This is a genomic window from Xanthobacter nonsaccharivorans (genome assembly GCF_043194755.2).
In the GTDB taxonomy this organism is placed as follows: Bacteria; Pseudomonadota; Alphaproteobacteria; order Rhizobiales; family Xanthobacteraceae; genus Xanthobacter; species Xanthobacter autotrophicus_G.
The window spans coordinates 3,050,192-3,069,944 of record NZ_CM195526.1; the positions used below are offsets into that span (position 1 = coordinate 3,050,192).

Consider the following 19,753-nt stretch of genomic DNA (forward strand, 5'->3'; position numbering starts at 1 on the left):
CGCAAGCTGCATCCCTTGAGGTCACCAGGGCCCGCGCAGATCTGCCTGCTCCGCGGCCTGATCGGACAACGCGCCCTCTAACCTCATGAATTAAGGCGGATGAGCCGCCCATGTTGAATCGCATGGACGACCCCACATGGCAGATCCGGCTCTAGCCACGCCCGGCCATCTTCGTTAGACCAGCCGGCGCAACAGCGCCTCTCCCCCTGAGTGAAGTGGAGCATGACCCCGTCCGCACGCCGGTCCATCCGTCCCGCAGCGCCCGCCGTGGCGATCGCCTAGGAACCGTCATGCGAGAGGCTCCCGAGGCGCGCGTGGGAAGGCGCCACCTCTTCTTCATCGCCGGGTATGATTCCATGCCCGTGTCCGCGCACGACCGCGTTTTCCGGCGGGAGCTGAAGCGCTTCGGGACCGTCTGGGGGGCGGCGACCCGTTGCCTGGACCCGGCCCCGCAGACCACGCCCACCGGCGCCCTCTGGCGACTTGAGGCGGAAGGTCCCAACTGGAAGGCCGGCGCAACGTTCGAGCTTCTCGCCTGGGACGACCTGGCCCGCGCGGACATGGAGCGCCCGCTCCGGTCCCACATCAAGGGCACGGTAAAGGCGCTCGCGGACATGGTGACGAGCGGCACCATCGCCAATTATTTCCGCGCCAGCCGCCGCTATGGCCTGTTCTTCCTGTTCACCTACATGCTCCTCGCCCTGTTCTGGGGCGCGGCACTCGCCGCCGGCATCCTCACCGGCAAGGGGGCGGCGCCGGCCCTTGGACCAATCGGCGCCGCGGCCCTCGGTGCGGCCGTGACCGTGGCCGGGGGCTTGCTGCTGATGCGCTGGCCGGGCCGCCGCTTCCGGCTGAAGCAGTCCCTCGACCTCGCCGAATTCTCCGTAAACTTCGCGCGCAACCGCCACCCCGAGCTGGATGCGCGGGTGCGCGCCTTCGCCGACCGCATCCGCGATGTGGAGCGCGCAGCCGCGCGGGACGGGCTCGACGAGATCATCGTCGCCGGCCACAGCCTCGGGGCCATGCATGCCGTGAGCGCGGTGGCGGCGGCGCTGGAGGCCGACCCGCTGTTCGGCACACGGGCCCGCGTGCGCATCCTCACCCTCGGCAGCACCACCGCGAAATTCGCCCTGCATCCCGCCGGCACCCGCCTGCGCGCGGCAGCAGAAACGGTTGCGGCGGCCCGCCACATCGGCTGGCTGGAAGTGCAGTCACGCGACGACATCGTCTCCTTCTACAAGGTCAACCCGGTGACGCTCGCCCCCGCCAGCTTCGCCGCGCCGCTGCTGCCGGCCGGGGACTTCTCCCAGCGCCCGCTGCTGCGGCATGTGGAAATCCGCCATATGGTGAGCCGCAGCTTCTATCTGAAGCACTGGCTCGACGTGATGCGCCTGCACTGCCAGTGCTTTCTCGCCGGCGACATTCGCGCGGCGCACGATTTCTATGCCTACCTGTGCGGGCCGCTCTCGCTCGACGTGATCGCCGCCCACACCAACGGCCTGCGGGCCTATACATACGCCGACGGCACCTTGCGCCCCCTCTTCGCCGACGAGACCGGGCGCATCCACCCCGAACCTGACGCCAAGAGAGACGCATGAGCCTTCTCACCTTCGCCAAGATCGCCTGGGCGGCCGGCGTCGTCTGCTGGTACGTCCTGCGCATCCCGTTCGAGCGCAAGGCCAAGCGCCTGAGGGTGGCGGACGCCCGCCACCGCACCGCGCGGGAGATGACGCTGCTCAGCATCTCCACCCTCGGCCTCGGGGTGGTGCCCGCCCTCTATGCCGCCACCTCCTTTCCCCGCTTTGCCTCCTACCCCATCTCGCCGGTGCAGGTGGTGGCGGGCGTGCTGGTGTTCGCGGCCTCCCTGTGGCTGTTCTGGCGCACGCACCGCCAGCTCGGGCGCTACTGGTCGGTGACGCTGGAGATCAAGGCCGAGCACAAGCTCATCACCTCCGGCGTCTACGCGCGGGTGCGCCACCCCATGTATTCCGCCTTCTTCCTGTGGGCCGTCGCGCAGGCGCTTCTTCTGCCCAACTGGATCGCCGGGCCGGCGGGCCTCATTGGCTTCGGCACGCTGTTCTTCTTCCGGGTGGGCCGCGAGGAACAGATGATGCGCGAGGCCTTCGGCGCCGAATATGCGGCCTATGAGAAGCGAACCAAGCGCATCATCCCCTGCATCTACTGAGGGCCGGGGAACGAAGCGGGAAACGCGCCCCGCCGCCGATTCGGTCATGCTCCGTTCGCGATAGGTGCCAGGGAACAAACCGCCCTGCCCCAAAATGGGACGATGGCTGGGGCGCGATCGGGAAGCCCCGCTGCGGTGGCATTGAGCCATAGAGCGGGTCCCATCCCGCAGTGCCGCGCACCAGCCTGTTCGGCGCCTCCCCGGCAGAAATCGAAAGGCGGATTCCTCGACCTCCCGCGCGGGACCGACGCCGGCCGGGTGCCGACGCTGTTCATCCTCGCTGCCCTCTCGTTCGAGAATGGCTATGGCCTGAGGGCGCGCGCCCGGTCGGGCTTCAGCCCAGGTATTGGGAGCTCTGCCGCACGGCCCATGCGCGCGAACCGTTCGACACGTCCCCGATCCCCCAGGGCTTCCAGACGCTGATCCGGGCCGATCATCTCAACCCGCGCTTCTTCGCGGGCTCGGCTTGCGGGCGCATCCTCACCCGGAAGACCTCCGCCCAGCGCGGGACCATCGAGAGCCCGGCGCGCCATTCCTGCGGCGCAGCGGGGGAGGCCAGCACCCGTGGCCAAGGGCCGCTCGCCAGGTCGCACCAGCGGGTCATCGGCGCCGGGAACACCAAGGTGGCAGCCTCTTCACCGGCATAACCGAACATCGGGGCGCCTTTGCCACCACCATGCCGCTGCGGAATGTAGAGGGCGACGGCCTTCGAGCGCGCGGGCGGCCTCGACCGTCCGCCCTTCAGGCCTCCGGATCGAGGAGGGCGGTGCCCACCGGGCGACCGTCAGCGTCACGGGTGATGGTCTCCACCCGCGCCTCGGCCGCCTTAAGCAGCGCCTCGCAACGCTTCTTCAGCGCCTCGCCACGCTCATAGATGGCGATGGATTCTTCCAGCGGCACATTGCCCTTCTCCAGGCTCGCGACAATGGCCTCCAACTCGGCGAGCGCCGCCTCGAAGGTCAGCCCTTCCACGCCCGCTGCCGGCGCAGCAGCCGCCAGCGCTGTCTTGCCGGCCTTCCCTTCCGTCGCGCCCGCCATGGCGGCCTCCGCTGATTCTGTCGCGCCCACCATAGACGAGGCCGGCGACGGGCAGAAATCCGGCGAGAACCCTGGCCGGGCGACCACCCCGCTGCACCCGGATGGGTCGGCCGGGGTGGCCCCGGCGCCCGCGCTTTGCTAGAAGCCGGCCAGACTTCACGGAAACCTCGCATCCCATGTCCCCCGCGGCCTCCGCGCCTTCAGCTCCCCGCACCTCTCCGAGCCTGGAAGAGGCGCTGCTCGCCTGCTTCGCGGCGGCCGGCTTCGCGCGGCTTGATCCCCCCATCCTCCAGCCGGCGGATGTCTTCCTCGACCTGTCGGGGGAATCGATCCGCCGCCGCATGTTCCTGACGGTGGACGAGGAAGGTCACGAGCTGTGCCTGCGGCCGGACCTGACCATTCCCGTCGCCCGGCACGTCATCAGCGCGAAGCTGGAGCTGCCGGCGCGCGTCTCCTACCTCGGCCCGGTGTTCCGCTTCCGCGGCGAGGGATCGGGCGAGTTCCGGCAGGCCGGCCTCGAATCCTTCGGCCGCGCCGACATCGAGGCGGCGGATGCGGAGATCCTCGCCCTCGGCCTGGACGCCTGCGCCCTCTATGGCCTGCCCCAGCCGGAGATCCGGCTCGGGGACGTGGGCCTGTTCGCCGCCTTGCTGGAGGCGTTGCCCCTGGCACCCGCCCTGCGTCGCCGCCTGCTGAAGGACTTCGGCCAGGGCCGGCTCGACGCCGACCTCGGCCGCCTCGACGAGGGCAAGCAGGAGGGCGTCTCCGCCCATGCCGGCGTGCTGGCGGCGCTTGCCGGCGCCGACCCGGCGGCGGCACGAGCCCTCATCACCGACCTCCTCTCCATCGCCGGCATTTCCACCGTGGGCGGGCGCTCCGTTTCCGAGATCGCCGAGCGCTTCCTGGAGCAGTCGTCGCTGGAGGCGGGCGCGGGCCTCACCGGCGAGACACGGGAGATCCTCACCCGTTACCTCTCCATCTCCGGCACCCCGGACAATGCCTCCGCCCGCATGCGGGCGCTGGCCACCGATGCGCGCATCGACCTGTCCGCCGCGCTCGACGTGTTCGACCGCCGCACCGGCTTCCTCACCGCGTATGCGGTGAACCTTGCCGACGTCGCCTTCTCCACCGCCTTCGGCCGGCCGCTGGATTACTACAGCGGCATGGTGTTCGAGCTGCACGACCCCGCCCGCAATGCCGGCGGGCCGCTGGTGGCGGGCGGGCGCTACGACAAGCTGCTCTCGCGCCTCGGCGCCGAAACGTGCGTGCCCGGCGTCGGCCTTGCCGTGTGGGTGGAGCGCCTCGCCGCCCTCGACGTCGCTCAGGAGGGCGCCCGATGACGAGCCCGCTCATCCTCGCCGTGCCCTCCAAGGGGCGGCTGCAGGAGAATGTCCACGCCTTCTTCTCCCGCGCCGGCATGCCGCTGACGCAGGCCCGCGGCGCGCGCGACTATCGCGGGGCGCTCGGCGGCGTGGACAATGTGGAAGTCGCCTACCTCTCCGCCTCCGAGATCGCCGCCGCCCTTGCCGCCGGTGCCGCGCATATCGGCGTGACCGGCGAGGACCTCGTGCGCGAGAACATCCTCGACGCCGACAGCCGCGTCGCGTTGCTGGAGAAGCTGGGCTTCGGCCATGCCAATGTGGTGGTGGCCGTGCCGCAGGCCTGGATCGACGTGCGGTCCATGGACGACCTCGACGACGTGGCGAGCCATTTCCATGGCCGCACCGGCCGGCGCATCCGGGTGGCGACTAAATACATCAACCTCACCCGCGCCTTCTTCGCCCGCCACGGCATCGTGGACTATCGCATCGTCGAGAGCGCCGGCGCGACCGAGGGCACGCCGGCGGCCGGCACGGCGGAGCTGATCGTCGACATCACCACCACGGGCGCGACCTTGGCCGCCAATGCGCTGAAGGTGGTGGACGACGGCATCATCCTGAAGTCCGAAGCGAACCTCGTGGCCTCGCTGACCGCCAACTGGAGCGCGGGCGCCCTTTCCGCCGCGCGCGCCATGTTCGATCGCCTCGGGGCGGAGAAGCGTGCCCGCACCATGCGCGAGGTGCGCACCCGCTTTGCGAGCTGCGATGCCTCCCTGGTGGACGAGGCGGTGACGGCCTATCACTGCGTCGCCCCCTTCGGCGGCCCCACCTCCTCGGGGATGCTAACGCTGCACTGCCCACCGGGCACCCTGCACGCGCTGGCCACCTTCCTGCGCGAGCGGGGGGCGAGCATGGTGACGGTGGGGCCCATCGAATATGTGTTCGCGGCGGACAATCCGCTGTTCGAGGCGCTGCAGGCGCGGCTCGGGAGCTGAGGAGGCGCCCGGCGCCACTCTTCCCGTCGCGGACGGCATATTTCCCCCGCTTCGGCGCAATGCCATGCTGGCGCGATCGGGGGATTCGCCACCATGACCGAGCCAGCCGCAGCCGCCGCGCCATCCCTGTCGCGCGCGCATCTTCTCACAGGCTTCGGGGCCGGCGGCGCCATCGGGGTGCTGGGTGGGCTCATCGGCCTGGGCGGGGCGGAAATCCGCCTGCCCGTGCTGATCTCCCTCGGCTTCAATGCCCTGCCGGCGATCATCGTCAACCGGGTGCTGAGCCTGGTGGTGGTTGCCTTCGCCCTGCCCGCCCGCGCCGCGACCATTCCCTTCGCCGAGGTCGCCGGGCACTGGCCCGTGATCGCCACCCTCCTCGCCGGCAGCCTGGTCGGGGCGTGGACCGGCGCCACCTTCGCCACGGGCCTGGCCTCTCGCACCCTGTTCCGCGCCATCGCGGTCCTGCTCATCATCACCGCTGCGCTCCTCGTCGCCGGCGGTGATCCGGAGCTGCGGCACATGCCCATCGACGGTACAGTGCAGCTTGTAGCCGGCGTGGCGGCGGGCTTCGGCATCGGGCTCGCGGTCGCGCTGATGGGCGTGTCGGGCGGTGAGCTGCTGGTGCCGACGCTGGTGCTGCTCTTCGGCCTCAACGTGAAGCTCGCGGGCAGCGTTGCCCTCGCCGTCAGCCTGCCGACGCTGCTGGTGGGGTTCGCGCGGTTTGGCCGCGACAACACGCTCGGCGTCATCCGCGCCAACCTCGGCTTCCTGGCGCTGATGGCGGCGGGCTCCATCGCCGGCGCCTTCCTGGGCGGGCAGTTGCTCGGCATCGTGCCGTCCTATGTGCTGCTGCCGCTGCTCGGGCTCATTCTCGTCTTGTCGGCCTGGAAGATCTGGCGGCACGGCAACGCCGCCGAGGCCTGAGGCGTCGCGGGCGTCGGCTTCGTGCTCCCCGAAGCTGTATCCTTTGGAATATTTCTTTTCCCCGTGAGACACCGCCAGCTATATCCAAGACAATATAAGCAGCGCTTGTTCGACGATCCGGAAGTCAAATCACAGAACAATCAGCCATCGCGATACCGGTGGACGCCCCCTTGAACTTGTGCGCAACCTGCCGGCTGGACCCATTTCATCCGGCCTGGACATGAATGCGGCGCTGCGTCCACCCTTCGCTTTTTCGGCAGGAGGGATCATCGGCACGCTCGGGGGGCTGATCGGCCTCGGCGGGGCGGAGTTTCGCCTGCCGGTGCTCATCGGCATGTTCGGCTTCCGGGCGCTGGATGCGGTCATCGTCAACAAGGCGGTCAGCCTCATCGTCGTCGCCTTCGCCTTGCCTTTCCGGGCGAGCGTGGTGCCCTTCGCCGACATCGCGAGCCACTGGACGGTGATCGCCAACCTGCTGGCGGGAAGCCTCGTCGGCGCCTGGCTCGGCGCCGACCTGGCGCTGAAGCTGGCGTCCCGCGCCCTGTTCCGCGTCATCGCGGCACTGCTGCTGCTCATCGCGATCGTGCTGGCTTTCGGCCATGGCGCGACGCAGGGGCATCCGCTGCTCGACGGCGCGGCGCTGCAGGTGGCGGGGGTGGTGGCGGGCCTCGGCATCGGCATCGTCGCCTCGCTGCTCGGAGTTGCAGGCGGGGAGCTGCTGATCCCCACGCTGATCTTCCTGTTCGGCGTGGATGTGAAGCTGGCCGGCAGCCTCTCCCTCGCGGTGAGCCTGCCCACCATGCTCATCGGCTTCGCCCGCTACAGTCAGGACCGGAGCTTCGGTGTGCTCGCGCGGAACCGCGGCTTCCTCTGTGCCATGGCCCTGGGCTCCATCGCCGGGGCGTTCGTGGGCAGCCGCCTGCTCGGTATCATCCCGGTGGACCTGCTGCTGCCCCTGCTCGCCCTCCTGCTCGCCGCTTCCGCCATCAAGCTGTGGCGGGACGGCTGATCCGCGCGAGGGGCCTTGCATTGCACGCGGCTCCGCGCGGTCTCTTTCTCGAATTTAGCAGGCGATTCACCGAGCAAATTGATTCAATTTGCGCGGATCGCGCTCTAGTCTGCCCCATGACCCGACCGGACGACGGCCGGCCTTGATCCGGCGCAGGCGCCGAGGAGCCTTGACATGCGTGATGCCGAACCCAAAGCCATCCACCTCGCCGACTACCGCCCGCCGGACTGGCTGGTGGAGAAGGTGGACCTCGATTTCGCGCTGCATCCCTCCCAGACCCGCGTCACCGCCCGGCTCGCCCTGCGCCGCAATCCGAAGGGTGCGGCCGGCGCCCCCGTGGTCCTCGAGGGCGACGACCTGACGCTGGTGCGCCTCGCCATCGACGGCACGCCGCTGGCCGGCTCGAGCTTCGAGGCGACGGGCAACCGCCTCACCCTCGCCCACCCGCCCGCGGACGCCTTCCTGCTGGAAATCGAGACGCTGGTGGACCCCACCGCCAACACGCAGCTGATGGGCCTCTACCGCACCTCGGGCAATTACTGCACCCAATGCGAGCCGGAGGGCTTCCGCCGCATCACCTATTATCCGGACCGGCCGGACGTGCTCTCGGTCTTCACCACCCGCATCGAGGCGGACAAGCAGGAAGCGCCCATCCTCCTCGGCAACGGCAATCTGGTGGAGAGCGGCCAGGTTCCCGGCACCTCGCGCCACTATGCCGTGTGGCACGACCCGTGGCCGAAGCCCTCCTACCTCTTCGCCCTCGTGGGCGGGCGCCTCGCCAAGGTGGCGGACAGCTTCGTCACCGCCTCGGGCCGCAAGGTGGAACTGGGCATCTATGTGGAGGAAGGCAAGGAGGCCCGCGCCGGCTATGCCATGGACTCGCTCAAGCGCTCCATGCGCTGGGACGAGGAAGCCTTCGGCCGCGAGTATGACCTCGACGTGTTCAACATCGTGGCCGTGTCTGACTTCAACATGGGGGCCATGGAGAACAAGGGCCTCAACGTCTTCAACGACAAATACGTGCTGGCGAGCCCCGAGACCGCCACCGATGCGGACTATTCCGGCATCGAAGGGGTGATCGCCCACGAATACTTCCACAACTGGACCGGCAACCGCATCACCTGCCGCGACTGGTTCCAGCTGTGCCTCAAGGAAGGCCTCACCGTTTTCCGCGACCAGGAATTCTCCTCCGACCAGCGCTCGCGCCCGGTGAAGCGCATCGCCGACGTGCGCATGCTGAAGGCCGCCCAGTTCACGGAGGACGCAGGCCCCCTCGCCCATCCCGTGCGGCCCGAAACCTACCGCGAGATCAACAACTTCTACACCGCGACCGTCTACGAGAAGGGCGCGGAGGTGGTCCGCATGCTCAAGACCCTCCTCGGCGAGGAGGGGTTCCGCAAGGGCATGGACCTCTATTTCGAGCGCCACGACGGCGAGGCGGCAACCATTGAGGACTTCGTCTCCTCCTTCGCCGACGCCACCGGACGCGACCTCTCCCAATTCTCCCTGTGGTATGCGCAATCGGGCACGCCGGTGCTGAACGTGAGCGGCACCTATGACGAGGCGGCCGGCACCTACCGGCTTGACATCTCCCAGTCCGTGCCGCCCACCCCGGGGCAGCCGGAGAAGAAGCCCATGGTCATCCCCCTCGCCCTCGGCCTGGTGGGCCCGGACGGACGGGACCAGCCGCTCATGCTCGGCAACACGCCGGTGGAGCGCGGGGTGGTGGAGGTGAAGGAGGCCACGCAGAGCTTCCTTTTCACCGGGCTGGACGCCCGGCCGGTCCCCTCCCTCAACCGCGGCTTCTCGGCCCCGGTGAACCTCGTGAGCGATCTCACGGAGGCGGACCGGGTGTTCCTCGCCGCCCACGATGCGGACCCGTTCAACCGCTTCGATGCGCTCCAGCGCATCGCCCTTGAGCTGCTGAAGACAGGGGCGCGCACGGGCACCCTGCCGGCGCCCGACGCCCTCGTCACCGCCGCCCGCGCCATCCTCGCGGATCCGGCGCTCGATGCCGCCTTCAAGGCGCAAGCGCTGGCCCTGCCAGGCGAGGGAGAGGTGGCGCGCGAGCTGGCCCGCGAGGTGGACCCGGATGCCGTTTTCGCCGCCCGCAAGGCGCTTCGCGTCACCCTCGGCACCACCCTCGCGGAAGGTTTCACCGCGGCCTATGCGGCCGGTGCCGCAAGTGGCGCCTTCTCGCCGGATGCCGCGTCCGCCGGACGGCGGGCGCTCCGCAACCTCGCGCTCGACTATCTGGCGGTCACCGGCTCGGCCGACGGCATCGCCCGCGCCAAGGCCCAGTTCGAGGCCGCCGACAACATGACCGACCGCATCACCGCTCTCGCGGTGCTCGCCCAGCATGACGTGCCGGAGCGGGAGGCCGCCCTCGACGCCTTCTACCGGCGCTTCGAGCGGGACGCCCTGGTCATCGACAAGTGGTTCACCCTGCAGGCGCAGATCGCCTCGCCCACCACCCTCGACCGGGTGAAGGACCTGATGCTGCACCCGGCCTTCTCCCTGGCGAACCCGAATCGGGTTCGCGCCCTCGTGGGCGCCTTCGCGGCCGCCAACCCCACCCAGTTCAACCGGGCCGATGGGGAAGGTCACGCCTTCGTGGCAGAAGTGGTGCTGACGCTGGACAGCAAGAACCCGCAGGTGGCGGCACGGCTCCTGGCCTCGTTCAAGACCTTCCGTCAGCTGGAGCCGGCGCGGCGCGGCCACGCCGAGCAGGCGCTTCGCCGGATCGCGGAAACGCCGGGGCTTTCGCCGGATGTGGCGGACATCGCCACCCGATCGCTCGCCTGACGGCATTCCGTTACGGGAAAGCCTGCCCGGCACACTTGCCGGGCGGGCGCTTCACCGGAGCGCGATTGCACTGAAATCTGGGATAAAGAGATGCAAAACTGCCGTATTATCCCAACGGCGAGGGACGCTTAGCTTCTCCTGTATCGAAGCAGCGATCGCGCTGCCCAACTCATGGAGAGCATCATGCGTTACATGACCATAGGCGCCATGGCTCTTGCCGCCACCCTCGGCTTGTCGGGCCTTGCCCGCGCCGCCGACGAGCCCTCCCGCCATGAGGCCGATGAGGAAGCCGAGGCTGCTGCCCAGATGCAGTATGATTATGGCATGCGTCCCCTCGGCTATGCGCAGCCTCGGTGGCGGAACCACCCCCTCGCGAACGTCCCCGGCACGTGGCAGGAGCCGGACCCGGCGCTCCAGCACCTGACGCCCGACGAAAATTTCCTGCGCCAGGGCGACCGTGGCAGGGGGGGTGAATGAGGATGTCCCGGCCGGACCGGGGCAAGCCCGGTCCGGCCGGATTGGTCCATGAGGCCCGTCCACCCGGAGACCGGACATGACCCGTTTCGACGAGGTGGAAGTGTTCCTGCGCGTGGTGGAGCGCGGCAGCTTCAACGGCGCGGCGACCCAGCTCGGCCTGCCGGCCTCCACCGTCAGCCGCCGGGTGAAGACCCTGGAGGATCGCCTCGGGGTGCAGCTTCTCCACCGCACCACGCGTCGCGTCTGGCCCAGCGAGGCCGGACAGGCCTACTACCAGCGGTGCGTGACGGCCGTCGCCATGCTGGACCGGGCGGACGCCGCCGTCCGCGCCCTGACGCAGGAGCCGGAAGGGCCTCTGAAGGTGCTGATGGCCTACGGCCCGGCGATCCTCGTCATTGAACCGGAGCTCGCACATTTTCGTGCGCTCTACCCAAAGGTGCAACTGCACCTCACCCTCGACAATCACGCCCTGGACCTGCTGGAGCATGGCTTCGACCTCGCCGTCCGGCATGGTCCCGTGCGCGATTCCAGCTATCACCTGCGCCGTCTTGGCAATGCCCCGCTCCATCTCCTGGCAAGCCCGGCCTATCTCGACCGCATGGGGCGTCCGCGCCATCCGCGGGAGCTGGAGCATCACGCGCTTCTCGCGGTGCGGTCCGGCCCCGGACCGCTCACATGGCCGCTGGAGGGCCCGCAAGGCTCGTTCGAGCTGAAGCTCGACCCCGGCTTCGTCACCAACGATGTGATCATGGCCATGCGACAGGCCATCAGCGGAGCCGGGATCATGCTGAGCTCGAAATGCCTCGCCCGGCACCGCATCGACAGCGGAGAGCTGGAGGTGCTGCTGCCGGACTGGCACCACCGCGACGGCCTGGAGACCGTCGCCCTGTTTTCCGCCCGCGCGACCCAGGACCTCAAGGTGCGCGTCTTCCTCGATTTTCTCGCCGCGACCTTCGCCCGCTGGATCAAGGGCGAGCCGCCGGCCAGCGTCAGCATGGCGCCGCCGGCGGGTGGAGTGCACGAGCCTCAGTAGTCCACCACGCCGTCCAGGGCGTAGTGCTTCACCGTCTTCCGGTTGGCGATCAGATCGTCGATGGTCGGCTCGCCCTTGAGAGCGCGGGAGATGGCGAGCTTGGTCGCCTCGTAATTGGTGCGGTAGAGGTCCGCCTTGTCCAGGTTCGGATCCTCGGCGCAGCGCGGGTCGAGCCAGACCATGATGATCATGGCGAGCTCGTCCACCTTGGCCTTGGGAATGATGCCCTCGCTGACGCTGTCCACGATGGCGTCGCCCATGGCCGCCTGCACCACCCCGCCCAGCAGCTCCACATACTCGGCCGTGTGGATGGTGGCCTTGGTGGTCATCATGGTGGCCGGGCGCACCATCTGGTTCAGGTCACGCACCACGAACATGCGGGTATGGCCCTGCACCTGGCCCATCATGGAAGCGAAGGCCTGACCCGCGGGGCCGCGCACCGAGCCGATGAGCACCTCCGGCATGGCATCGGTGAACTGCCCGTCCGCCGCCAGAACAGTGGCTTCGCCCGTCTTGAACCAGATGTCCGTCATCTTTTCCTCCTGGAATTCGGCCGGCAGGTAAGCACTGGCGCCCCTGCCGCGTCCATGGCGACGCAGCGTCGCTGTCGCCCTGTGGAAAGCGCCTTGTCCGCGCCCGTCCCCACAAGGGCAAAGCCCGCCCCGCTGCCGCCTCCGCCCACCGGGAAACCGCGCAATCACGGCGATTTTTCTGCACTTGACTCCCCGGGACTCTAGACAGCAGCCCCCCGATTCGATTCAAATGGACGCGATTCGGAGAGATGCGGCACGTCCCTCCAGATCGAGGACGTGGGGGCTCAGAGCAGTAGGCCGCTCAAGGCTCCCGGAGACCCGGAGGAGACCGGCGATGGCACGCGCCAACGCTGCGAGCGTCGGCGCGCGCGACCAAGCCATTAGAGGTCTGGCACGGTCGATCGCGCGCCCTGCCTACCAGCGACTGCTCGATGCGGAGCCGGTCCTGCGCCGGATCGTACCCGCCCTGATTGTCACCTTTCTCGTCGTCATCGGCGTGGGTGCGGTGGTGCAGGTGCATTCGCACCGCGTCGCCGAGATCAACAACGCCAAGGATGACCTGGGGCTCCTCGCCCTCGCCACGGCGGACGCGCTGACCCTGCGCGCCGGCAATTCGCTCGCCCGCGTCCCCCAGGCGCTGGAGGAGAGCCTCCCGCCCCGCGCCATCGAGGCCGGGCGCCGGGTCTATGTGACCGACGCCCAGGGGCACATCATCGCCTCCGCCCCCGCCGGCGAGGTGCCCGCCACCCTCTCCGCCTTGCTCGATCCGAGCCAGCCCCTCGTCATCTTCGCCGAGCGCGCCGGCGTGCTGGAAGTGCCATTCAGCGAAGGCACGGCCCTCGCCACCGTGCGCAACCTGCCGGCACCGCTGGGCCAGATCGTCTTCGTCCAGCCCACCGACCGGGCTCTCAGCGCGTGGTCGGATTCCACCACGCTCACGGTCACCCTCTTCACCACCACCGGCGCGGTGCTGCTGATCCTCGGCTTCTCCTTCCATTGGCAGGCGAGCCGGGCGCGCGAAGCGGACCTGATCTACGACACCGTGCGCCGGCGCATCGACACCGCCCTGAACCGCGGACGCTGCGGCATGTGGGACTGGGACATGGCGCGGGGCCGCATGTACTGGTCCGACACCATGTTCGAGATCCTCGGGCTGGAGCGAAAGGACGAGCTGATCTCCTTCGGCGACATCGCCAAGCTCGTGCATCCCGACGACGGCGACCTCTACGAACTGGCCCAGGAGCTGGCCGAGCGGCCCGGCGCCTCGGTGGACCGTGTGTTCCGCATGCGCACCGCCAAGGGCGACTTCGTGTGGCTGCGCATGCGTGCCGAGGTGGTGCAGCAGCAGGGCGAGGACGGCCCGCACCTCATCGGCATCGCCATGGACGTGACCGAGGCCCAGCGCATGGCCGAGCGGACGGTGACCGCCGACATGCGCCTGCGCGACGCCATCGAGAGCATCTCGGAAGCCTTCGTGCTGTGGGACAGCCAGAACCGGCTGGTGCTCTGCAATTCCAAGTTCCAGTCCCTGCACGAATTGCCCGACGAGGCGATCGTGGTGGGCACCCCCTTCGAGACCATCGCCTCGGTGGGCCGCCACCCGGTCACCCGCACCCCGCTGAAGCCCGAGGACAAGCCGGAGGAAGGCTCCCGCGCCTTCGAGGCCCAGCTTTCCAACGGCCGCTGGCTGAAGATCGCCGAGCGCCGCACCAAGGACGGCGGCTACGTCTCGGTGGGTACCGACATCACCACCATGAAGCGCCACGAGGAGCGCCTCATGGACAACGAGAAGCGCCTGATGGCGCTGGTCGCCGACCTGCGCAAGTCCCAGCAGACCCTGGAGCACCAGGCCCAGCAGCTCGCCGAGCTCGCGGAGAAATACTCCGAGGAACGCAACAAGGCCGAGGACGCCAACCGCGCCAAGAGCGAGTTCCTCGCCAACATGTCCCACGAGCTGCGCACGCCGCTCAACGCCATCATCGGCTTCTCGGAGATCATGGAGAGCGGCATGTTCGGCCCGCTCGGCTCGGAGAAGTACGCCGAGTACTGCACCGACATCAAAGGCTCCGGCACCTACCTCCTCGACGTCATCAACGACATCCTCGACATGTCGAAGATCGAGGCGGGCCGCATGCAGCTCGAAGTGGAAGATGTCGCACTCGACGAAATCATCGCCGACGCCATGCGCGTCACGGCGGTGAACGGGGACGAGAAGAACATTGCGATGACAGTCGCTGCCGGCGAGAACCTCGCCATCAAGGGCGACCGGCGCGCGCTGAAGCAGATTCTGCTGAACCTCCTGTCGAACGCGGTGAAGTTCACGCCCGAAGGCGGCAGGATCGCGGTAAAGGCGCGGGTGAACGGCACCGCCGCGGTGATCGCCATCGAGGACACCGGCATCGGCATCGCGAAGGAAGCCATCGCTCGCATCGGCCGTCCGTTCGAGCAGGTGGAAAGCCAGTTCACCAAGACCCACAAGGGCTCGGGCCTCGGCCTCGCCATCGCCAAGTCGCTGGTGGAGCTGCACGGCGGCGCCATGCGCATCCGCTCCACCGAGGGGCTGGGCACCACCGTCATCGTCCGCCTGCCCACGGCCGGCCGCGCCGCCAACTCCAACGAGACGCCAAGGCTCGCGGCCGTGATGTGAGGAGGGCCAGCGCCCCTTTTCCCCGGCGCGGCGTCGCGGCGAGGAAAGACGTAGGCCAGCCTCGCCGCCCCGGAAGTTCCCTCCCGCCGCTTCACTCCATGCCCTCCCGCATCCGCCTTGCCGGCGCGGCGCGAGAGCCGCTAAGCCTGGGCAAGACAAGGCGCCACCGCAGTGCGCAACTATGGGAAGGAGGACATATGACCTCGAACTTCGTGCGTGCAGGCGCGTCCTGCCGCCTTCTCGCCGCCCTCCTCCTCGCCACCTCAGCCTTCATCGCCCCGGCGTCCGCGGAAGTCAGGATCGACGCCACCCGCCCGCCGCCTTTGACCTATGCCGTCGCCATTCCCAAAGGCCAGGTGGACGCGGCCGTGCGAAAGATCGATGCGCTCGCCAAGGACCTGATGCAGCGCACCGGCGTCCCCGGCCTCGCGGTGGCCGTGGTCAAGGATGGCAAGACGCTGTTCCTGAAGGGCTACGGCCTGCGCAAGGTCGGGGAGCCCGCGCCCATCGATGCCGATACGGTGTTCCAGCTCGCCTCGCTCTCCAAGGCGGTGGGCGCGGGCGTGGTGGCGCACGAGGTGGCGAAGGGCACGGTGGCCTGGGACACGCCGGTGCAGCAGCTGATGCCGTGGTTCGCCTTGAAGGACCCATGGGTGAGCGCCCACGTCACAGTCGGCGACCTCTACAGCCATCGCTCCGGCCTGCCGGATCACGCGGGCGACGAGCTGGAGGACATGGGCTACGATCGACGGCAGGTGCTGGAGCGCCTGCGCGAGGCGCCGCTCGCCCCCTTCCGCATCACCTATGCCTACACGAATTTCGGCCTCACGGCCGCGGCCGAGGCGGTGGCGACCGCTGCCGGCAAGGACTGGGAGAGCCTTTCCGAGGCGGTGCTCTACAGGCCACTCGGCATGGCCTCCACCTCGTCCCGCTTCGCCGATTACATGGGGCGGCCCAACCGGGCGGTGCCGCATGTGAAGGAGAACGGCCGCTTCGTCGCCAGATACCAGCGCCAGCCCGATGCCCAGGCTCCGGCCGGCGGGGTCTCCTCCAGCGTGCGGGACATGGCGAAATGGCTCGCCTTCATCCTCGGCGGCGGTACCTATGAGGGGCGCGAGATCGTGCCGGAGACGGCGCTGGCGCCCGCCATGACGCCGGAGATCATCAGCTCCCGCTCGCCGAACGTGGAGGCCCGCACCGGCACCTACGGCTACGGTTTCAGCGTGACCGTCTCCCCTTCCGGGCGGGTGATGGTGGATCATTCGGGCGCGTTCATTCTCGGGGCCGGCACCAATTTCGTGCTGATGCCGTCGGAGAAGCTCGGCATCGTGGTGCTCACCAATGCCCAGCCCACCGGCGTGCCCGAGGCCCTTTCGGCGAGCTTCATGGACCTCGTGCAGTTCGGCGCCGTGACGCGGGACTGGCTGACCGCCTATGGGCCCCTGATCAGCCCGTTGTACACGCCCCTCGGCGCGCTCGCGGGCAAGCCGAAGCCGGACAACCCATTGCCGGCGCAGCCTTTGTCCGCTTACGTCGGGACCTACGCCAACAGCTATTACGGCGACGCGCAGATCAGCGCGGAGGGCGGCGGCCTCGTCCTCACCATCGGCCCTGCCCCGGTGAAGGCGGCCCTCGACCATTGGAGCGGCGACGTCTTCACCTTCCGCCCCACGGGGGAAAGCGCACCGCGGGGGTCGCTCTCGCAGGTGACCTTCAAGGGCAGCGGGACCGGCGAAACGATGACCATCGAGTTCTATAATGAAAACGGATTAGGCACCTTCGCCCGCAGATAGCCGGGCGCTATCCCGCTGCATCGCCGAGAATCCGCTCGAAGATCACCCGAACCTTCGCCTGGGTTTCGGCGATATCAGCATCGAGCGTGGCGAAATCGGGCATCTCGCCGGCGCGGGCGAGCAGGGCGCGGAGCGCCGGGCTCGCATCCGGAGGCACGCTGTGGGCGTCCACCGACAGGCGGAGCACCTGGGTGAGGTTCTGGTAGAGCCGGCAGGCGCGCAGCAGCACATGCGCATCCTCCGGCGAGAGGAAGCCCAGCCGCTCGGCGGTGGCCAGCACCCGCTGGGTGGCGGTGTCGGCGATTTCCGGATGCGCGTTGGCGTGCGCAAGCACGAGATACTGGGCGAGGAACTCCACATCCACCTGGCCGCCGGCGGCGTGCTTCAGGTTCCAGCGGTCGTCCTCGCCCTTCTCGGCGGCGATGGCGCCTCGCATGTCGAGGATGTCGCCGGCAAGGCGGCGCGGGTCGCGGGGCTGGGCCATGACGGCGCGGATCACCTCCCGCACCCCTCTCCCGAAGGCCGGGTCGGCGGCGATCACCCGCGCCCGGGTCAGCGCCATGTGTTCCCAGGTCCAGGCCTCTTCCCGCTGGTAGGTGGCGAAGGAGGACAAGCGCGTCGCCACCGGGCCGGACCGCCCCGAGGGGCGCAGGCGCAGGTCCACGTCGTAGAGCTTGCCGGCGTTGGTGAGCGAGGTGAGCGCCGTGACGAGGCGCTGCGTGAAGCGGGCGAAATACTGCGCACCGGTGAGCGGACGCGGGCCGCCGGAGGTGGGGTCCGCGTCCGGGTCGAAATCATACAGCACGATGAGGTCGAGGTCGGAGCCCGCCGTCATCTCGCGGCCGCCCAGCTTGCCCATGGCGAGGACGGCGGTCTGCGCCCCGGCGATGGTGCCGTGCGCCTGCGTGAAGCGCGCCCAGACCCGGCGGTGCAGTGCGCGGATGATCACCTCGGCGAGGGTCGCATAGGCCTCGCCCGCGCGCGCTGCCGGCAGGGTGCCCGAGGCGATGCGCACGCCGATGAGCACATGCTGCTCCTGCCGGAACCGGCGGGCGCGGTCGAACTGCTCCTCCTCGGTATCGGCGGTGTTCAGCAGAAGGTCGAGATGGGCGGTGAGGCTCGCCTCGTCCGGCAGCACGTCGAAGAAGGCGGGATCGAGCAGGGCATCGGCCAGGGACGGCCGGCGTGCCAGCGTCTCCCCGAGGCGGGGGGCCGCGGTGAGGATGGTGGCGAGCAGGCGCACCAGGTCCGGATGCCGGTCCAGCGCGGCGAGCAGCTGGCCGCCCGCGAGCTCGGTGAGGAAGCGGTCGGCGGCGATGAGCGCTCCGTCCGGATCGCCGCCGCGCGACAGGGCCTCCAGCATCAGCGGCACGATGCGGGCGAGGTGCGCGCGCGCCGCCTCCGCCTTCAGGGCGCGCCGGCCCCCGGCGAGCCAGCCGCGCACGATGCCGCTGGCCGCCGCCGGATCGCGGAAGCCGAGGCGGGACAGCGCCGCCATGGTGGCGCGGTCGTTGCCTTCGGGCGGGAACACGAGGTCGGCGTCCAGCACCGCCGGGGGCGCCACGTCCTCGAACAGGTTGGCGTAGTGGCCCTGAACCGCCTGCAGGCGCGTGACCAGCGCCGCCGCGAAGGCGTCGCGGTCCGCATAGCCCATGAAGCGGGCGAAGCCCTCCATGGCCTCCCGGGTCTCGGGCAGGGTATGGGTCTGCGCATCCGCCACCATCTGGATGCGATGCTCCACCCGCCGCAGGAAGACATAGGCCTCGGCCAGTTCGTCCCGCACCCGCGGCTCGATCCAGCGATGGGCGGTCAGCGCGTCGAGGGTTTCCAGCGTGCGGGAGGTGCGCAGCAGGGGGTCGCGGCCGCCGGCGATGAGCTGCTGGGTCTGGACGAAGAATTCCACCTCGCGGATGCCGCCGCGCCCGAGCTTCACGTTATGCCCTTCCACCGCAACCACGTCATGGCCGCGGAAGGCGTGGATCTCGCGCTTCATGGCATGGACGTCGGCGATGGCCTGGAAGTCCAGCACCCGCCGCCACACGAAGGGGGAGAGATCCGCCAGGAAGGCGCGCCCCACCTCCATGTCCCCGGCCACGGGGCGGGCCTTGATATAGGCCGCGCGCTCCCAGGTCGCGCCCTCCCGCTCGTAATAATCGAGGGCGGAGGCGGTGGAGAGCGCCACCTGGGTCGAGCCGGGGTCGGGCCGCAGGCGCAGGTCCACGCGCAGCACGTAGCCGTCGGCGCTGCGCTCCTGAAGCAGGCGGACCAGCCCCTGGGTGATCCGCACGAAGAAGGGGGAGGCGGACACGCTGTCGGAGAGGGGCGCCTTCTCCCGGTCGTAGACCACCACGAGGTCGATATCGCTGGAGTAGTTGAGCTCCCGCGCGCCGTGCTTGCCCATGGCGATGACGGCAAGGCCCGATCCCTTCGCCGCGTCGGCGGGATCGGGCGCCCGCAGGCGCCCGGCCCGCGCCGCCTCGCCGAGCAGGAACGAGAGGGCGGTGCGCACGGCCGCGTCCGCCACATCCGAGAGGCCGGCGGTGACCGCGACCAGGTCGAACGCCCCGCCCATGTCGGCGAGGGCGATGAGCAGCGCCGCCTCGCTGCGCATGCGCCGCAGGGCGCGCATCACCGCCGCCTCGCCGTCCGGCGTCCCCAGCGCGGCCCGTGCCGCCGCCTCGCAGCCGGCGATCAGCTCGTCGAGATGGAGACGCGGATTGCCGGAGAGCACGCGCAGGAGGCGCTGGGGCTCGGCCCGCACGAGATCGAGGAGGAAGGGCGAGCCCTCCGCCATGGCGAGGCAGGCATCGCGCGCGCAAGGGGCCGCGGCGAACACCGCATCGAGCCCCTCCCGCGCGTCGGCGGCGAGACGATCCGTTGCCTGGGAAAGCTTAATGTTTGCCGCCTCGGCATCGCCGATCACGGGGGCTTCCCGCATCAGGAGCGCGAGGGGCGGCCGGTCGGCCGAATCCGTGTCCAGGGGCCAGCGCATGGT

At 69.5% G+C, this 19,753-nt stretch carries 15 protein-coding genes; 11 read left to right on the top strand and 4 right to left on the bottom strand.

Features of this window, described 5'->3' with window-relative positions; genetic code table 11:
* The first annotated feature begins 356 nt into the window (after positions 1 to 356).
* Positions 357 to 1,598 (top strand): hypothetical protein, encoded by a 1,242-nt coding sequence (locus V5F59_RS14080; protein ID WP_393978401.1) that lies wholly within the window; start codon positions 357 to 359, stop codon positions 1,596 to 1,598.
* Positions 1,595 to 2,185 carry a protein-S-isoprenylcysteine O-methyltransferase gene (locus V5F59_RS14085; protein ID WP_393978403.1) on the top strand — a complete coding sequence of 197 codons (591 nt, stop codon included), beginning with the start codon at positions 1,595 to 1,597 and terminating at the stop codon, positions 2,183 to 2,185. The genes V5F59_RS14080 and V5F59_RS14085 overlap by 4 nt, the downstream gene beginning before the upstream one ends.
* 433 nt (positions 2,186 to 2,618) lie before the next feature.
* On the opposite strand, the gene V5F59_RS14090 is transcribed toward V5F59_RS14085, so the two are convergent.
* Entirely contained in the window at positions 2,619 to 2,840 is a 222-nt protein-coding gene (locus V5F59_RS14090) for a hypothetical protein (RefSeq protein ID WP_393978405.1), read from the bottom strand.
* An 86-nt stretch (positions 2,841 to 2,926) separates the two neighbouring features.
* Positions 2,927 to 3,223 (bottom strand): exodeoxyribonuclease VII small subunit, encoded by a 297-nt coding sequence (locus V5F59_RS14095; RefSeq protein WP_393978407.1) that lies wholly within the window; start codon positions 3,221 to 3,223, stop codon positions 2,927 to 2,929.
* A gap of 176 nt (positions 3,224 to 3,399) precedes the next feature.
* Between V5F59_RS14095 and V5F59_RS14100 the strand changes: the two genes are divergently transcribed.
* From V5F59_RS14100 to V5F59_RS14130, 7 genes are all read left to right on the top strand, one after another.
* Complete coding sequence (locus V5F59_RS14100) at positions 3,400 to 4,563, top strand: ATP phosphoribosyltransferase regulatory subunit (RefSeq protein WP_393978409.1); 1,164 nt, start codon at positions 3,400 to 3,402, stop codon at positions 4,561 to 4,563.
* Positions 4,560 to 5,537: an ATP phosphoribosyltransferase gene (gene hisG / locus V5F59_RS14105; protein ID WP_393978411.1), complete on the top strand. Its 978-nt coding sequence runs from the start codon at positions 4,560 to 4,562 to the stop codon at positions 5,535 to 5,537. The genes V5F59_RS14100 and hisG overlap by 4 nt, the downstream gene beginning before the upstream one ends.
* A 93-nt stretch (positions 5,538 to 5,630) precedes the next feature.
* The gene (locus tag V5F59_RS14110; RefSeq protein ID WP_393978413.1) at positions 5,631 to 6,461 is read left to right on the top strand and encodes a sulfite exporter TauE/SafE family protein; all 831 of its coding nucleotides are present in this window, start codon (positions 5,631 to 5,633) and stop codon (positions 6,459 to 6,461) included.
* Positions 6,462 to 6,681: 220 nt separating this feature from the next.
* Entirely contained in the window at positions 6,682 to 7,470 is a 789-nt protein-coding gene (locus V5F59_RS14115; protein WP_393978415.1) for a TSUP family transporter, read from the top strand.
* A 174-nt stretch (positions 7,471 to 7,644) separates the two neighbouring features.
* Positions 7,645 to 10,275: an aminopeptidase N gene (pepN, locus tag V5F59_RS14120; RefSeq protein WP_393978417.1), complete on the top strand. Its 2,631-nt coding sequence runs from the start codon at positions 7,645 to 7,647 to the stop codon at positions 10,273 to 10,275.
* Positions 10,276 to 10,458: 183 nt separating this feature from the next.
* Positions 10,459 to 10,752, top strand: coding sequence for a hypothetical protein (locus tag V5F59_RS14125; protein WP_393978419.1), 294 nt, complete (start codon positions 10,459 to 10,461; stop codon positions 10,750 to 10,752).
* Positions 10,753 to 10,828: 76 nt separating this feature from the next.
* Positions 10,829 to 11,785: a LysR family transcriptional regulator gene (locus V5F59_RS14130; protein ID WP_393978421.1), complete on the top strand. Its 957-nt coding sequence runs from the start codon at positions 10,829 to 10,831 to the stop codon at positions 11,783 to 11,785.
* On the opposite strand, the gene fae is transcribed toward V5F59_RS14130, so the two are convergent.
* On the bottom strand, positions 11,779 to 12,318 hold the full coding sequence (gene fae / locus V5F59_RS14135; RefSeq protein WP_393978423.1) for a formaldehyde-activating enzyme: 540 nt from the start codon (positions 12,316 to 12,318) through the stop codon (positions 11,779 to 11,781). The genes V5F59_RS14130 and fae overlap by 7 nt on opposite strands.
* 334 nt (positions 12,319 to 12,652) lie before the next feature.
* On the opposite strand from fae, the gene V5F59_RS14140 reads away from it, so the two are divergent.
* Together V5F59_RS14140 and V5F59_RS14145 are read left to right on the top strand one after the other, a co-directional pair.
* Complete coding sequence (locus V5F59_RS14140) at positions 12,653 to 14,965, top strand: sensor histidine kinase (RefSeq protein ID WP_393978425.1); 2,313 nt, start codon at positions 12,653 to 12,655, stop codon at positions 14,963 to 14,965.
* A 197-nt stretch (positions 14,966 to 15,162) separates the two neighbouring features.
* The gene (locus V5F59_RS14145) at positions 15,163 to 16,758 is read left to right on the top strand and encodes a serine hydrolase (RefSeq protein ID WP_393978427.1); all 1,596 of its coding nucleotides are present in this window, start codon (positions 15,163 to 15,165) and stop codon (positions 16,756 to 16,758) included.
* A 7-nt stretch (positions 16,759 to 16,765) separates the two neighbouring features.
* Here the strand turns inward: V5F59_RS14145 and V5F59_RS14150 are convergent, their stop codons facing one another.
* Positions 16,766 to 19,750, bottom strand: coding sequence for a bifunctional [glutamine synthetase] adenylyltransferase/[glutamine synthetase]-adenylyl-L-tyrosine phosphorylase (locus V5F59_RS14150; protein WP_393978428.1), 2,985 nt, complete (start codon positions 19,748 to 19,750; stop codon positions 16,766 to 16,768).
* Positions 19,751 to 19,753 lie beyond the last annotated feature (3 nt).

Excerpts from the sequence above, each read along its gene's own strand:
- V5F59_RS14080 (WP_393978401.1), top strand. The coding sequence starts at position 357 with ATGCCCGTGTCCGCGCACGACCGCGTTTTCCGGCGGGAGCTGAAGCGC.
- V5F59_RS14085 (WP_393978403.1), top strand. The coding sequence starts at position 1,595 with ATGAGCCTTCTCACCTTCGCCAAGATCGCCTGGGCGGCCGGCGTCGTC.
- V5F59_RS14090 (WP_393978405.1), bottom strand. The coding sequence starts at position 2,840 with ATGTTCGGTTATGCCGGTGAAGAGGCTGCCACCTTGGTGTTCCCGGCG.
- V5F59_RS14095 (WP_393978407.1), bottom strand. The coding sequence starts at position 3,223 with ATGGCGGGCGCGACGGAAGGGAAGGCCGGCAAGACAGCGCTGGCGGCT.
- V5F59_RS14100 (WP_393978409.1), top strand. The coding sequence starts at position 3,400 with ATGTCCCCCGCGGCCTCCGCGCCTTCAGCTCCCCGCACCTCTCCGAGC.
- hisG (WP_393978411.1), top strand. The coding sequence starts at position 4,560 with ATGACGAGCCCGCTCATCCTCGCCGTGCCCTCCAAGGGGCGGCTGCAG.
- V5F59_RS14110 (WP_393978413.1), top strand. The coding sequence starts at position 5,631 with ATGACCGAGCCAGCCGCAGCCGCCGCGCCATCCCTGTCGCGCGCGCAT.
- V5F59_RS14115 (WP_393978415.1), top strand. The coding sequence starts at position 6,682 with ATGAATGCGGCGCTGCGTCCACCCTTCGCTTTTTCGGCAGGAGGGATC.
- pepN (WP_393978417.1), top strand. The coding sequence starts at position 7,645 with ATGCGTGATGCCGAACCCAAAGCCATCCACCTCGCCGACTACCGCCCG.
- V5F59_RS14125 (WP_393978419.1), top strand. The coding sequence starts at position 10,459 with ATGCGTTACATGACCATAGGCGCCATGGCTCTTGCCGCCACCCTCGGC.
- V5F59_RS14130 (WP_393978421.1), top strand. The coding sequence starts at position 10,829 with ATGACCCGTTTCGACGAGGTGGAAGTGTTCCTGCGCGTGGTGGAGCGC.
- fae (WP_393978423.1), bottom strand. The coding sequence starts at position 12,318 with ATGACGGACATCTGGTTCAAGACGGGCGAAGCCACTGTTCTGGCGGCG.
- V5F59_RS14140 (WP_393978425.1), top strand. The coding sequence starts at position 12,653 with ATGGCACGCGCCAACGCTGCGAGCGTCGGCGCGCGCGACCAAGCCATT.
- V5F59_RS14145 (WP_393978427.1), top strand. The coding sequence starts at position 15,163 with ATGACCTCGAACTTCGTGCGTGCAGGCGCGTCCTGCCGCCTTCTCGCC.
- V5F59_RS14150 (WP_393978428.1), bottom strand. The coding sequence starts at position 19,750 with ATGCGCTGGCCCCTGGACACGGATTCGGCCGACCGGCCGCCCCTCGCG.